Source organism: Lutibacter sp. A80 (assembly GCF_022429645.1).
Taxonomy (GTDB): domain Bacteria; phylum Bacteroidota; class Bacteroidia; order Flavobacteriales; family Flavobacteriaceae; genus Lutibacter.
On the sequence record NZ_CP092480.1, the window covers coordinates 377133 to 392440 of the forward strand.

Genomic DNA, 15308 nt, shown 5'->3' on the forward strand with positions numbered 1-15308 from the left:
ATGAAAAAAATAATCCATCAAACTATAAATATAATATCAGTACTAGTGCTTTTATATTTTGCTTACCCTAAAATTTTAGGGTTACCGCAAAGTGTTGCTGGTTTTGTTCAATTTGAAAGCGTTTTGGGGATCAATGCCGATTTCTTTAGGCTATTTACAGGTTTTTCTGAATTAGCAATGGCTCTTTTAATTGTAGCTTATATGCTTAAAAATAAAATAATAATCGGTAAAATTGCATACCTTTTTTTATTAGCAACAATGTTATCAGCCTTGTTAATAGAATTTTTTGTTAGACCACAACCAGTATTACTATTAGTTGTAATCGCTATTGTACTATCTATATTTTCAATTTATAAATTAAAATCATTTCAAACTAATGAGTAATATACAAAATAAAGTAATTTTAGTTACGGGTTCTTCTAAAGGAATTGGAAGAGAAGTTGCTATTCTTTTAGCAAAAAATGGGGCAAAAATTATTGTCAATCATTCTAATAGTCAGAAAGAAGCTGATGAAACAGTTAATGAAATTCAAAAAAATGGAGGAGAAGCTATTGCTATAAAAGCTGATGTTAGCGATAGAGATCAGGTTAAACAATTATTTGATAAATCAATAGAATCTTTTGGTAGAATTGATGTTTTGGTTAATAATGCAGGTACTATGATTTCAAAAAAATTAAAAGATTGTACTCAACAAGATTTTTCTAAACAATTTAATGTTAATGTAAAAGGTATTTTTAATACACTGCAAGAAGCAGATAGTAAATTGGCTGATAATGGAATTATTATTAATTTTTCTTCAAGTACCACAAAATTAATGTTACCTACGTATGCTATTTATTCAGCCACAAAAGCTGCAGTTGAACAAATGACAAGAGTTTATGCTAAAGAGATAGGAAGAGGTATTTCTGTTAATGCTATTGCACCTGGTGCAACTGAAACCGAACTTTTTATGAATGGCAAGTCTGAAGAGCAAATTGCTAAGTTAAGTGCTATGAATGCTTTTAATAGATTGGCAAAACCTATAGATATTGCAAAAGTAGTATTGTTTTTAGCAAATGATGATTCTAAATGGATTTCTGGACAAGTAATTGGAGCAAATGGAGCATTAGTTTAATACAATAAATAGAATGAATAAAAGTGAATTAGATAAATTAGGGAATAAAGTATTAAGATTAGGTTTGGGCTTTCTTTTTGTGTGGGGAGGAATAGAAAAACTTGTTGTTGAATATTTTGGAGGTGTTGGCTTAGAAAAAATGGCTAACTCTTTACAAAGAATTGGGTTTGGATTTTTAGGAGAATCTGGGACTTATGCTTTAGCAATATGGTTGGCTGTTTCAGAATTGATAGCAGGTCTACTAATACTATTAAATTTTAAAACATTTTATGCTAGTTTATATGCAGCTTTTATATTAATTGTAGCCCTTTTTACAGTGTATATTACAAGAGGAGATTGGATGCAATCTATGATTCATATCGCGCTTATTTCAGCTTATATTGCATTAGGGTTACAATCTTATAATTTTATTAAAAATAAATAATTGCTTTATTTTCTAAATAATAAGAGGACTACTTTATTTTTTTATGAATAAAGTTTAGTAAAAATAAATAGTGTACTAATAAAGCAACTAATAAAGGAAGCATTGCAATATTAAATACTTGTATTTTATAAATCCAAAGTATAAAAGCAAGTGCAATTAAGCTTATTAATAGTAATGTATAATAAAGTGTCCATTTAGTTAGTTTTAATTTTATAGCATAAAATGCAACTATTAAGTTTGGAGCAAATGCCCATAAAAAATTAAGATTTTTATATGTTGCCGTGTGGTCGGTAGCAAACCAAAGTAATAGCACTGCAATTCCAACAATTCCAGTTATAAAGAAAAGTGAAAAATCTAACCATTTAGATCTTGTGTTGTTTTTAAAATTTTTATAACTTAAAAATAAAATTAATAAACTGACACAGCTTAATACAAATAAAGGTGTAGTCAAAAAAGATAAAGGTTTTAAAACTTGGTTAGGTTTTGGATTTAAAACAGTTTTTGTTTCTTTTACCAAAGGTTGTTTTCCATTTTTGGTGTTAATTGTAGCATGTTCAAAAGCGCTAAAAATATAGTCTGGTAAAAATTTATAATCGTCTTTTGTTGCTTTCTTATCTATTACAGAACCCAAGGCTAAATCAATTCCAAATTTACCCCATTTCTGATTTTTTGTATAATCTGCAATTAAATCTCTATGTGTTTTTTGTGTGGTAATATGGTTGTTGTTAAACGTTACGCTATCTTTTAAAATTCCTTTTATAACTTCTTCTATTTTTGTAGAGCAATTGTTGTAAAAGAAATCGTATTGATAATCTTTGTTAGCAGGTTTAGCATTGTTTTCTAAGAAGTTATAAATTGCTTGTGTTTGCCCTTTATTTAAGTTTAATTCTTGAGTTTTAACCCATCTTTTTTCATAATTATAAATTTGTAAAAAATATCCAAATCTAGTGGTTGATAGCTGGTAAGTTAGTTTTCCTTTAGCAAAATTTAAATAAAAGTTAGGAGCATCAAAATTAAATGTTCCGTAATTATATATTTTATCAATTTTATTAATGGGGTCAAAAACTCTAAAAGCACTATGTCCGAAAGAAGCATATAATTCACTACCTGGTCCGCAAGTAACAACACTTATTGTTGCTTTTTCGGAAAGATTTGTTTGTCCCTGAAAATTAATTGAAAATAATACTGCAATTAAAAAGAAGAAGTGTTTAGGATTCATAATTATCTAAAATTTTCAAAATCAACTTTTATAGAAAAAACATTTGAATAGAGTGCTGCTCCAACACTACCAATATTTGTTAGTGCATAATCTATTTGAATTCCTTTGTATTTAAAACCAACGCCAAAATTAGGTTGTACCGATGTTTCTGTACTTTCATCGAATTGTAATTCTTTTTGAATATTACCAATTCCAGCTCTTAAATATACCAAGTCTGTATAATCTAGTTGAAAACCTAGAGCAGGATCTATACTTATAGCATCAGATGAAATAATATCGTTTGTTTTTGTAAAACGAAGATTAAGGTCTAATTCGGAAAGCAAATTAAAATATTTTGAAATATTGAATTTTCGTGCAACACCAATTTGCGCTTTTGGAAGTGTAATTTCAGTGGTTTCAGGTAATTCTTGATTTTGATCTGGAATTGCATTTTGGATTTTTTCAAACTCTTTCTCATCAATATTCCAAGAATTATACGTGGTTGTAATATCTCTTAACATTACTCCATATTTCCAATCGTTTTTTTTATATTGAAGAGCAGCATCTAGTCCAAAACCCCAAGATGTTGCAAAATCGCCAATAATTCTTCTTATAATTTTAGTATTTAATCCAACATTTAATCCTTCAATATTTAAATTTCTTGCATACGATAAATTTAAAGCATAATCTGCCGCAGAAAACAAACTAATTTTATTGTAATCTATATTTCCTTCACTATCAATAAGTTCTGTGGTATTTAAAATATCATCTACACCAAATCTAATTATTGAAATACCAACAGCACTTTTATCATCAATTGGCATTGCAAAAGCCGCATAATCGTATTTTGCAATTCCTTCAAAATATTCAGCGTGCATAATGGAACCTTCATAATTTTTAACAGCTACTAAACCCGCAGGATTCCAATAAGAAGAATTTACGTCGTTACTAGTTGCAACAACAGCTTTACTCATTCCAAAAGCGGCTGCATCTACACCAATATTTAAAAATTCATTGGAATATTTACGGACAGATTGTGCCATAATTAGTTGTGTAGAAAATAAAAAGAGTAGTAGATATTTTTTCAAGTTGTTATATATTTAAAACGAAAGTAAAAAAACTTTATAAGTAAATGTAAATTATTTAGAAATAATATGATTAATATAGTTTAAAATTCTGTTTTCGCTCCACAGTAAATCTTTTCCATATTTAGAAGAATTAAAACCAACGTGTCCACCATATTTAGGAGTTTCTAAAAATAAGTTATTATTAGTTTTGGCTTCATCAAAGGGATAACAACTTTTAGATAGGAAAGTGTCGTCTAAAGCATTTATAATTAACGTTGGTAGTTTTATTTCTTTTAAAAACTGTTTAGAACTGCATTGTCTCCAGTAATCTTGTGCATTTTTATAGCCAAAAAGTGGTGCGGTAACGGCATTGTCAAAATCAGTAAACGTTTTGGCTTTAGCAATTGCATTTTTATCTATTTTACAATCTGGAAATTTTTCTAGTTTTAGTAAGGTCTTCTTTTTTAAACTTCTCATAAACCTTTTTATGTATACAGTATTGTACCAACTGGACAAAGCAATAGAAGAACCTTCTAAGTCACACGGTGTAGAAATTGCAATACCACCTTTAATTTGAGGTGGAATTTTTGCGGTTTCACCTAAATATTTAAGCGTAATATTTCCACCCATACTATAACCTAAAAGCACTATGTTTTTGTAATTACAGTTGGTTAGAATATAATTAATTATAGTTGTTATATCTTCTGTTTGCCCACTATTATAAGAGTAAATATTGTTGTTATCTTCACCACTACACCCTCTAAAATTAACAGCAACACAATCTATATTGTTATTATTTAAGTAATTAACAACGGATATTATATATTTTGATTTAGAGCTTCCTTCTAGTCCGTGAAGAGCAATTACCAATGTATTAGAATTATTTATAGAAAAATCTAAATCTAAAAAATCGTTGTCTTTAGTTGTAATTCGTTCTCTTTTATAAGTGTTTTTTTTTGAATAAAATAATGTTTTATAAACGGTATTTAAATGTACATTTTTAAAAAGAAGTGAAGGTTTATAATTAGATTCTATTATGGGCATATATACTAAAATATTAAAAAATAATGATACTTTAATTTACTGAAAACAATTTGCTAAATTTACAAAAAATATAAAAGATGTCGTTTAAAAAATACATTCCAAATTTTCTTACGCTGTTAAATTTATTTTCAGGAACAATTGCTGTAATTTTTGCTGTAAATAATGAATTAGAACTAGCGGCTTATTTTGTTTTTTTAGGTATATTTTTTGATTTTTTTGATGGTTTTGCAGCTCGTATTTTTAAAGTACAAGGCGAATTAGGAAAACAGTTAGATTCTTTAGCAGATGTTGTTACAAGCGGAGTAGTGCCTGGTGTTGTGCTTTATAAATTATTGCAAACAAAAAATACAGTTGAAATTTTTAATACTGAAATTGTTTCTTGGAAAACACAAGAAATAGAATTAGTTCCATTTTTTGGTTTATTAGTTACATTGGCAGCAGCATATAGGTTAGCAAAATTTAATATTGATGAGCGACAAACGAGTTCTTTTATAGGTTTGCCAACACCCGCTGCGGCTTTGGTGGTATTGTCTTTGCCCTTAATTTTAAATTATAGTTCTTTAGAAATAGCTACAGTTATTATAGAAAATAAACTATTTTTAATTGGATTAACTATAGTTTTAAGTATTTTAATGAATGCTGAAATTCCACTATTTTCTTTAAAATTTAAAGATTATAGTTGGAAAAATAATAAGATTAAATTTAGTTTTATATTATTAACGGCAATTTTATGTATTGCATTAAAATTTGTAGCAATACCTGTTGTAATAATTGTATATGTGTTAATGTCTTTGTTTTTTAAAGAAAAAAAAGTAAAATATTAAAAAGTTATAATTCAATATAAGAACTAAAAACGTTTCTTTTTAAGTTCAAAATCTTTACCTAAATAAACACGTCTAACAGTTTCATCTGCGGCTAATTCTTCAGGAGTACCTTTTTTTAAAATTCCACCTTCAAACATTAAATAGGTTTTGTCTGTAATAGCTAAGGTTTCTTGTACGTTGTGGTCGGTAATTAAAATACCAATATTTCTATCTTTTAAATGCGCTACAATACTTTGTATATCTTCAACTGCAATTGGGTCAACACCAGCAAAAGGTTCATCTAATAAAATAAATTTAGGATCAGATGCTAATGCACGAGCAATTTCAGTTCTTCTACGTTCTCCACCAGAAAGTAAATCGCCACGGTTTTTACGAACATGGTCTAAACTAAATTCTTCAATAAGTGATTCTAGTTTTTCTTTTTGTTCTTTTTTTGAAAGCCCTGTAAATTGTAATACAGACATAATATTATCTTCTACAGATAGTTTTCTAAAAACAGAAGCTTCTTGAGCTAAATAACCAACACCTTTTTGAGCTCTTTTATACATTGGAAAATCGGTGATTTTTTCATCATCTAAATAAATATCACCTTCATTTGGTCTAATCATACCAACAATCATGTAAAAAGACGTGGTTTTTCCAGCACCATTCGGTCCTAATAAACCAACAATTTCTCCTTGTTCAACTTCAACAGAAATTCCTTTAACTACATATCTGCTACCGTATTTTTTCTTAATATTTTCTGCTCTTAGCTTCATTATTTTTTGTTTAATGGTTAAAACGTAAATTAATTAATTATTGTTTTATCAATTACGCTTTAATTTTATATATCACTTATCATTATAATAGCCAATATTTTATTTAGCTATTTTCATTTAATTCTAATTCTTCCCAAAATTCATAAGCTTTTCTTAAATGCGGAATAACAATGGTTCCACCAATTAAAGTAGCTATGGAAAGTGTTTCCATTACTTCTTCTTTAGAAATTCCTTCTTTAAAACAGGTTTCTAAATGGTATTTTACGCAATCATCACATCTTAAAACGGTTGATGCTACTAAGCCTAATAATTCTTTAGTTTTTACATCTAAATGTCCTTCTTTAAATGCGTTTGTATCTAAATTAAAAATACGTTTTATAACTTTATTGTTATCAGCTAAAATTTTATCGTTCATTTTTAAACGATATGCATTAAATTCTTCAACTTGATTAGGCATTTTGTTTACTTTTTTTGAGTTCACTTTTAATTACAACTTTTGAAATATAGATACTAACTTCATATAACAAAAGGATTGGAATAGCTACAATTATTTGGCTAATAATATCTGGAGGTGTTATTACAGCAGCTAATATAAGTACTAAAACTAAGGCATGTTTTCTATATTTTTTTAAAAAATCTGGAGTAATTAAACCCATTTTAGTAAGAAAATACATAACTATTGGTAACTCAAAAATTAGGCCAGAAGCTAGTAAAGATGAGCGTACTAAAGATATGTAAGAACCTATTTTAATATTTCTTTCAACAGCATCACTAACAGAGTAGTTTCCTAAAAAGTTTACTGAAAGTGGTGTTACTACATAGTATCCAAATAAAACACCAATAAAAAACAAGAATGAAGAAATAATGATAAAGCTTTTGGCACTTTTTCGTTCTTTTTCGTATAACCCAGGACTTATAAATTTCCAAACTTCCCATATTATAAATGGAAATGCAATAATAAAACCAACAGTTATAGAGGTCCAAATATGAACACTAAATTGTTCTGCCATTGCTAAACTTTGGAACGTAAAAGGAATATCTTCAATGCAAAGTCCATCAGTACCAAAAAATTGAGAAATGCTACAAAACACTCTATATGTTAAAAAATTTGCATCTTTTGGAGCAAATAAAATAGTATTAAAAATAAAACCTTTAAATATAAAGGCTATAATTCCGAAGAAGATTATAGCTAAACTAGATCTTACAAGATGCCACCTTAATTCTTCAACGTGGTCTAAAAACGACATTTCTTTTTCTGCTTTCGCCATTTTAAAAAATTCCTTCTTTTAATAAATCATGCAAATGTACAACTCCTACGTATTTTGTGCCATCTTCTACTAAAATTTGAGTAATATTATTCTTTTCCATAGTTTTTAAAGCTTGAATTGCCATTGCATCAGCAGCTATGGTTTTAGGATTTTTACCCATAATATCTTTAGCTAGAACCAAACTAATATCTGGATTTTCTTTTAGCATACGTCTTAAATCACCATCTGTTATAATACCAACAATTTTATTATTTTCAATTACAGCAGTTGTACCTAAGCGTTTTTTTGAGATTTCAATAATAACATCTTTAATAGGTGTTGTTGGTGTTACCATTGGAAGCTCATTATTTTCAATTAAGTCGTTAACTCTTAAATATAATTTTTTACCAAGTGCTCCACCTGGATGATACCTTGCAAAATCTTCAGTAGAAAAATGGTTTTTTTCTAATAAACAAACTGCTAGTGCATCTCCAATAACTAATTGAGCTGTAGTACTAGAAGTTGGTGCTAAATTATTTGGACAGGCTTCTTTTTCAACAAAAGAGCTTAATACATAATCGGCATGAGTTCCTAAAAAAGATGTAGTGTTTCCTGTAATTGCAACAATTGTATTTCCATAATTTTTAATTAATGGTACTAAAACTTTAATTTCAGGCGTATTTCCACTTTTAGATATACATATTACAGTATCATTTTTTTGAATATTACCTAAATCACCATGAATTGCATCTGCAGCGTGCATAAAAATGGCCGGAGTACCAGTTGAATTTAGGGTTGCAACAATTTTAGTTGCTATATTTGCGCTTTTGCCAATACCTGTTACTATAACCCTTCCTTTTGATGTTAGGATATAATTAACAGTTTTTGTGAAATTTTCATCAACAAAATTTATTAAATTCGCAATTGCGTTGCTTTCTTCAATAATAGTTTGCTTTGCAATCTCAATAATTGTATTTTTATTTTTCAAAAGATTAAGTTTTACGATTAAAAAAGGTTTATCTTTAGTTTCAAACAAAAATATATTTATTTAATTAGAAATTGAATAAACTATTAAAAAAATAAAAATTTGAGTTGTATTTTTAACATATTAAATGCAATCTTATTTTTTAAAAGATAATTAAGTATAAAATAATGAGTAAAATAAGTGTTGATTTACACAAAGAACTAAAAAACTATTTTGGTTTTAATAAGTTCAAAGGGTTACAAGAAAAAGTTATAAAAAGTTTAATTGAAGGTAATGACACTTTTGTAATTATGCCTACTGGAGGTGGAAAATCACTTTGTTATCAGTTACCAGCCTTAATTAAAGACGGAACAGCAATAGTAGTTTCTCCATTAATAGCATTGATGAAAAATCAGGTAGATGCTATAAGAGGTATTTCTGCAAATAGTGGAATTGCACATGTATTAAATTCATCCTTAAATAAAGCTGAGGTAGCGCAGGTTAAAAGTGATATTGAAAACGGAATTACTAAATTACTTTATGTTGCCCCAGAATCCTTAATTAAAGAAGAGTATATAGATTTTTTAAAAAATCAAAATATTTCATTTGTAGCAATAGATGAAGCCCATTGTATTTCTGAATGGGGTCACGATTTTAGACCTGAATATAGAAATTTAAGAAATATTATTGAAAAAATAAATAAAGTACCTATTATTGGTTTAACTGCAACTGCTACAGAAAAAGTACAGGAAGATATTCTAAAAACTCTTGGAATGTCTAATGCAAAAACTTTTAAAGCTTCATTTAACAGACCTAATTTATTTTACGATGTAAGACCTAAAACTGTAAATGTAAATTCAGATATTATTAGATTTATTCGTTTACACATGAACAAATCTGGTATTATTTATTGTTTAAGTAGAAAAAAAGTTGAAGAAATTGCACAGGTTTTACAAGTTAACGGAATAAAAGCAGTGCCATATCATGCTGGTTTAGATGCAAAAACTAGATCTAAACATCAAGACATGTTTCTAATGGAAGATGTGGATGTTGTTGTTGCAACAATAGCATTTGGAATGGGAATAGATAAACCAGATGTACGTTTTGTAATTCACCACGATATACCAAAAAGTTTAGAAAGTTACTATCAAGAAACTGGTAGAGCAGGACGTGATGGAGGAGAAGGGTATTGTTTAGCTTACTATGCATATAAAGATATAGAAAAATTAGAAAAATTCTTATCCGGAAAACCAATAGCTGAGCAAGAAATAGGAAATGCTTTACTGCAAGAAGTTGTCGGTTATGCAGAAACATCAATGTCTCGTAGAAAATATTTATTACATTATTTTGGAGAGGATTTTGATGAAGTGAATGGTTTAGGTGCAAAAATGGATGATAATGTTGTAAATCCAAAGAAAAAAACCGAAGCTAAAGGCGATTTAAAATTATTGTTAGAAGTTGTAAAAGCAACCAACCAAAAATATAAAGCTAAAGAACTTGTAAATACCCTAATTGGTAAAGTAAATGCATTGTTAAAATCTCATAAAACAGATGAACAATCATTTTTTGGATCTGGATCTAATCATGAAGGGCAATATTGGATGGCACTTATTAGACAAGCTTTAGTAGCAGGTTTTATAAGAAAAGAAATTGAACAATATGGCGTAGTTAAAATTACTGAAGAAGGTTTAAATTATATTCTTAAACCAACAAGTTTTTTAATGACGGAAGATCATAAATATGATGAAACAGAAGATAAATCTATAATTTCTAATGCAAAAAGTAACGGTTCTGCTGCAGATGAAGTGTTGGTGAAATTATTAAAAGATTTACAAAAATCTGTAGCAAAAACTAATGGAGTTCCTCCTTATGCTGTTTTTCAAGAGACTTCTTTAGATGATATGGCTTTAAAATACCCAATAACTATTGATGAATTAAAAAACATCTATGGTGTAGGAGATGGTAAAGCTAGAAAATTTGGAAAACCTTTTGTTCAATTAATAGCTAAATATGTTGAAGAAAATGATATTATAAGACCAGATGATTTTGTAGTAAAAAGTACAGGTGTAAATTCTGGATTAAAATTATTTATTATTCAAAATACAGATAGAAAATTACCTCTAGAAGATATTGCAAAATCTAAAGGATTAGAATTTAATGACCTTATAGAAGAAATGCAACGTATTGTATATAGTGGTACAAAAATTAATATTGATTATAGTATTAACGATCTATTAGACGAGGAGCAGCAAGAAGAAATTTTTGAATATTTTATGGAAGCTGAAAATGATAGTATTCAAAATGCTTTAGATGAATTTGATGGAGATTACGATGAAGAAGAATTAAGATTAATGCGAATTAAGTTTATTAGTCAAGTTGCAAATTAAAAAATGCATTTATAATTGATAAGTAATTATTAATTTTAATAAATTATATATAGTGTTTTTTTAAAAAAAACTTATTTTTTTTATATAAAATTAAAGTTAAATTAGAATTGTGTAAAACATTCAAGCCCTTATTTTTAAGGGTTTTTTTTATGCGTTTATTTTTATAATAATTTTAAATTTATAAGTGAATTATAGTTAAAATAACACTTTATAAAATTTAATTAATGAATGCTCTAAAATCTATTAAGCAATCTGATTTTTTACTTCAAAGACGTTATGAAGCAATTTTATTTTTAATAGTCTTTTTTGGAATATTTGGATACATGGGGTCAACTATGGGAGTTTCAAATATGTTAAATACAATAATGAATACCGCCTGGGATTTATTAATGAATACCGTTTTTTACATTATGGGAATTACAGTATTGTCGGGTGCGCTAGGTAAATTATTAATAGAATTTGGAGTTGTACGGTTGTTAGAAATAATTTTAGCACCATTAATGCGACCATTATTTAATTTACCTGGAGTAGCATCTTTAGCAGGAGTTTTAACGTTTTTATCAGATAATCCAGCAATTATTAGTTTATCTAACGATAAAAATTTCAATAAATATTTTAAAAAGTTTGAACTTATTTCATTAACTAATTTTGGAACAGCATTTGGAATGGGCTTAATCGTTATTACTTTTATGTCTACTTTAAAAATTCCAGGGAATACAGAAAACTTATTTTTAGCAGCAATGATAGGTCTTTTTGGGGCTTTAACTGGAGCTATTATTTCTACACGATTAATGCAGTATCTTATTAAAGGAAAAATTAAAGAAGAAAATGATTCGGTAAATTTTAAAGTTGAAGAAAATTTAAGCTTTAAAAGTGAGGGAAGTGTATTTATAAGGTTTTTAAATTCAATTTTAGATGGTGGTAAATCTGGTGTAAGTTTAGGATTGGCAATTATACCAGGCGTTTTAATAATATCTACAATGGTTATGATGTTAACATTTGGAGTGAATGATGCTACAGTTGGTTATCAGGGATTAGCATATGAAGGTGTGCCTTTGCTTCCAGAATTAGCCGGAAAAATTTGGTGGGTTTTTGAAGGTTTATTCGGTTTTGAAAATCCAGAATTAATTGCATTTCCAATTACTTCTTTAGGTGCTGTTGGTGCATCACTTTCTTTGGTTAAAGCATTTATAGCAGATGGTATTGTAACTGGAGACACCATTGCTGTATTTACGGCTATGGGAATGTGTTGGAGTGGTTACTTAAGTACACACACTGCAATGTTAGATACTTTAAATTTTAGAGAATTAACTTCAAAAGCATTAATTTCTCATACTTTTGGTGGTATTTGTGCAGGTGTAGTTGCACATTATAGTTATATTATAATTTATTATTTAATAACATTAAGCTAAATAAGCAACAATCATACCTATTATAATTGCAATAAATTTATACAAATTAAATTTATGGTCTTTAGATGTTTCAAACAAAATAATAGTTGATATATGTAATAATACCCCAATTATTATTGCCGTAATTTCTGTTTTATAAGTTAATAAAAAAGAAATATTTCCTCCAGCAAAAGTTCCTAAAGGAGACATAAAAGAGAATATTAATAAAAATAATATTGCTTTAAATTTTGAAATATTTGATTTTACAAAAAACGTCCCTAAAATAATTGCAATCGGAATTTTATGTATTACAATAGCCCATAATAAATGTTCGTGATGGTGGTTATGTGCTAAAGGAATTCCTTCCATAAATGAATGAATACCTAAACTAATAAATAATGCCCAAGGAAAATCAACACTATCATTAACGTGGATATGGCCGTGTTCAGCACCTTTAGAGAAAAAATCTAAAATTAATTGTAATAACAATCCGGTAAGTATAAACAATCCAATTTTTGATTGGTTAGATGTGTAAACTTCAGGCAGTAAGTGTAGTATGGTAATTGATAATAAGTATGCACCACTAAAAGCTAATAATAATTGTATGGTTTTTGTATTTGGTTTTAAGCCATAAACAATTACCATTCCAATTAAAACTGATAAAATAAGAACTATATATGTCATTCTAATACTAAAATTAAACGGTCTGATGTATTTTCGTTAAATGAATCTAATTGATAATTTCCAAAAGTATGTTTTATTTTAAATCCAACAGAGTCTAGGTATAAATTAATTTTTGTTAAATCTAAACATTTTACTTTTTCAAAGTAGGTATGATTTTCTCCATCTGCTTCAAAATTTATTTTTTTGATAACAAAACCATTTTCAACATATCTACTTAAGTTAAATGTAATTCCATCAATTGTTTGAACTTCTTTAGGTACTAAATTATTTATTACTTTTTTAGAGTTCATAAAATCAATAATAGCAATTCCGTCTGTTTTTAAACCATTTTTAATGTTTTTTAAAATTTTGATATCTTCATTATCATCTTCAAAAAAGCCAAAACTGGTAAATAAATTTAAAATCACATTGTATTTATGTTGCAATGGATTTCGCATGTCGTGTTCAATAAAACGCAAGCTTTCGTTTTCAAATTTTTTAGCAATGTTTATGCTGTTTTTTGATAAATCTGCACCAACTACATTATAGCCTAATTTGTTTAAAAAAATAGAGTGTCGGCCTTTACCACAAGCTAAATCTAAGAGATTATCTTGTTTATTTATAGATAATAAGGCAACAATATTTTTAATAAATTCTTGAGCTTCAGTATCGTCTCTGTGCTTGTATAATATATGGTAATAGCTGGTGTCAAACCAAGAAGCAAACCATTCTGTTTTCTTATTCATAATTTTAAAATAGGCACAAAAATAATCAATTTGAAATTGTTTTATTTAGTAGAAGTGTCTTTAATTTATAGTTGTGCTGAAAATCAGTGGTTTACTATTGTTTGGTGTAACAATAATCACATAAATTATTAAAATTGTTACTAAATAATAGTTATTATTTACAAAATTTACTGATTAAAAATCATTTTTTAAGTCTTCTTATAAATACTTTCTACAGTTTACTTATTATTTAAGTACTTTTGCAAAAAGTAAAAGAGTATGTATCATAATTTTAAAATGGTTGCAACCACAATGTTTGGTTTAGAAGAAGTTTTAGCAACCGAACTTACCAATTTAGGTGCACAAAATGTTGTTCCGGGTGTTAGAAGTGTTTCTTTTGAAGGAGATAAAGGTTTTATGTACAAAGCCAATATTGCGTTAAGAACTGCAATTAGAATTTTAAAGCCAATAAAACGTTTTAAAGTTTTTGATGAAGATGATTTGTACAAAAAAATTCAACAGATAGAATGGGAGCGTTTTATGACTGTGGATAGTACTTTTGCTATTGGTGCTGTGGTAAATTCTAAAAATTTTACTACAAACTCACATTATATTTCATTAAAATCTAAAGATGCTATTGCTGATTATTTTAGGCATAAATACCATAAGCGTCCAAATGTAGATGTAAAACATCCAGATTTAAAAATACATGTGCATATTCAAAAAGATTTTTGTTCAATTTCTTTAGATAGTTCTGGAGATTCTCTACATAAAAGAGGCTATCGAAATTTAACTAATATAGCACCTATAAATGAAGTTTTAGCAGCTGGTTTGGTGTTGTTATCTGGTTATAGAGGAGATTGTAATTTTATAGATCCAATGTGTGGTTCTGGTACTATTTTAATTGAGGCTGCTATGATTGCTAATAATATACCAGCAAATATAAATAGAAAAGAATTTGGTTTTGAAAACTGGGAAGATTACGATGAAGATTTATACTTTAAAATACAAGATTCTTTATTGAAAAAAATAAGCAGTTCTCATTTTAAAATTATGGGATTTGATAAAGCTCCTTCTGCGGTAAGAAAAGCTAAAGAAAATATTGAAAATGCTAATTTATCGGAGTTTATAGGTGTGCATCATATAAACTTTTTTAATTCTGCAAAAGAAGTTTTTGGTAAAACTACCATATTATTTAATCCTCCATACGGAGAACGTTTGGATATAAATATCAATGAATTTTATAAAAAAATTGGAGATACTTTAAAAGGAGGTTACCCAGATTCTACAGTTTGGTTTATAACGTCTAACAGAGAAGCTATAAAACATGTTGGTTTAAGAACTTCAAAAAGAATTCCTTTAAAAAATGGTGATTTAGATTGTGTTTATGTTAGATACGATATTTATGAAGGAAGTAAAAAAGCTAAGAAACTTAAAGATTATGAGAATACTAATTCTGAAACCGATTCAGAAATAGAGTAGAAGGGAGTTAAATAAACTGT

At 27.7% G+C, this 15308-nt stretch carries 16 protein-coding genes; 7 read left to right on the plus strand and 9 right to left on the minus strand.

Going from position 1 to position 15308, the window contains the following annotated elements; genetic code table 11:
• Genes MHL31_RS01605 through MHL31_RS01615 form a run of 3 tightly spaced genes read left to right on the plus strand, consistent with a single transcriptional unit; the run spans window position 1 to window position 1538 of the window.
• Window positions 1–384: a hypothetical protein gene (locus MHL31_RS01605; protein ID WP_240227332.1), complete on the plus strand. Its 384-nt coding sequence runs from the start codon at window positions 1–3 to the stop codon at window positions 382–384.
• Entirely contained in the window at window positions 377–1114 is a 738-nt protein-coding gene (locus MHL31_RS01610; protein ID WP_240227333.1) for an SDR family oxidoreductase, read from the plus strand. The genes MHL31_RS01605 and MHL31_RS01610 overlap by 8 nt, the downstream gene beginning before the upstream one ends.
• Window positions 1115–1127: 13 nt before the next feature.
• A complete protein-coding gene (locus MHL31_RS01615) occupies window positions 1128–1538 on the plus strand; it encodes a DoxX family protein (protein ID WP_240227334.1) in 411 nt (136 codons plus the stop codon).
• Window positions 1539–1566: 28 nt separating this feature from the next.
• On the opposite strand, the gene MHL31_RS01620 is transcribed toward MHL31_RS01615, so the two are convergent.
• From MHL31_RS01620 to MHL31_RS01630, 3 genes are read right to left on the minus strand one after another with little or no spacing between them, the layout of a single operon-like run.
• Window positions 1567–2757, minus strand: coding sequence for a DUF4105 domain-containing protein (locus MHL31_RS01620; protein ID WP_240227335.1), 1191 nt, complete (start codon window positions 2755–2757; stop codon window positions 1567–1569).
• A 2-nt stretch (window positions 2758–2759) separates the two neighbouring features.
• Entirely contained in the window at window positions 2760–3824 is a 1065-nt protein-coding gene (locus MHL31_RS01625; protein ID WP_240227336.1) for a PorV/PorQ family protein, read from the minus strand.
• 51 nt (window positions 3825–3875) lie between these two features.
• On the minus strand, window positions 3876–4847 hold the full coding sequence (locus tag MHL31_RS01630; protein WP_240227337.1) for a YheT family hydrolase: 972 nt from the start codon (window positions 4845–4847) through the stop codon (window positions 3876–3878).
• 77 nt (window positions 4848–4924) lie between these two features.
• On the opposite strand from MHL31_RS01630, the gene MHL31_RS01635 reads away from it, so the two are divergent.
• Complete coding sequence (locus MHL31_RS01635; protein ID WP_240227338.1) at window positions 4925–5671, plus strand: phosphatidylcholine/phosphatidylserine synthase; 747 nt, start codon at window positions 4925–4927, stop codon at window positions 5669–5671.
• A 23-nt stretch (window positions 5672–5694) separates the two neighbouring features.
• On the opposite strand, the gene lptB is transcribed toward MHL31_RS01635, so the two are convergent.
• The 4 genes from lptB to MHL31_RS01655 form a co-directional block, all read right to left on the minus strand.
• Window positions 5695–6429 carry an LPS export ABC transporter ATP-binding protein gene (gene lptB, locus MHL31_RS01640; RefSeq protein ID WP_240227339.1) on the minus strand — a complete coding sequence of 245 codons (735 nt, stop codon included), beginning with the start codon at window positions 6427–6429 and terminating at the stop codon, window positions 5695–5697.
• 103 nt (window positions 6430–6532) lie between these two features.
• Window positions 6533–6886 (minus strand): carboxymuconolactone decarboxylase family protein, encoded by a 354-nt coding sequence (locus MHL31_RS01645; protein WP_240227340.1) that lies wholly within the window; start codon window positions 6884–6886, stop codon window positions 6533–6535.
• Window positions 6879–7697, minus strand: a complete 819-nt coding sequence (gene tatC / locus MHL31_RS01650) for a twin-arginine translocase subunit TatC (RefSeq protein ID WP_240227341.1) — start codon at window positions 7695–7697, stop codon at window positions 6879–6881. Before tatC ends, MHL31_RS01645 begins: the two co-directional genes overlap by 8 nt.
• 1 nt (window position 7698) lies before the next feature.
• Window positions 7699–8664, minus strand: coding sequence for an SIS domain-containing protein (locus tag MHL31_RS01655; protein ID WP_240227342.1), 966 nt, complete (start codon window positions 8662–8664; stop codon window positions 7699–7701).
• Between the two features lie 164 nt (window positions 8665–8828).
• Here MHL31_RS01655 and MHL31_RS01660 point away from each other — a divergent pair, with 164 nt between their 5' ends.
• Window positions 8829–11027, plus strand: a complete 2199-nt coding sequence (locus MHL31_RS01660; RefSeq protein ID WP_240227343.1) for an ATP-dependent DNA helicase RecQ — start codon at window positions 8829–8831, stop codon at window positions 11025–11027.
• Between the two features lie 224 nt (window positions 11028–11251).
• Window positions 11252–12439, plus strand: a complete 1188-nt coding sequence (locus tag MHL31_RS01665) for a hypothetical protein (protein ID WP_240227344.1) — start codon at window positions 11252–11254, stop codon at window positions 12437–12439.
• On the opposite strand, the gene MHL31_RS01670 is transcribed toward MHL31_RS01665, so the two are convergent.
• A complete protein-coding gene (locus tag MHL31_RS01670; protein ID WP_240227345.1) occupies window positions 12431–13102 on the minus strand; it encodes a ZIP family metal transporter in 672 nt (223 codons plus the stop codon). The two genes, MHL31_RS01665 and MHL31_RS01670, sit on opposite strands and share 9 nt — an antisense overlap.
• A complete protein-coding gene (locus MHL31_RS01675; protein WP_240227346.1) occupies window positions 13099–13827 on the minus strand; it encodes a cyclopropane-fatty-acyl-phospholipid synthase family protein in 729 nt (242 codons plus the stop codon). The genes MHL31_RS01670 and MHL31_RS01675 overlap by 4 nt, the downstream gene beginning before the upstream one ends.
• A 258-nt stretch (window positions 13828–14085) precedes the next feature.
• Between MHL31_RS01675 and MHL31_RS01680 the strand changes: the two genes are divergently transcribed.
• Window positions 14086–15288, plus strand: a complete 1203-nt coding sequence (locus MHL31_RS01680) for a class I SAM-dependent RNA methyltransferase (RefSeq protein WP_240227347.1) — start codon at window positions 14086–14088, stop codon at window positions 15286–15288.
• The last annotated feature ends 20 nt before the right edge of the window (window positions 15289–15308 follow it).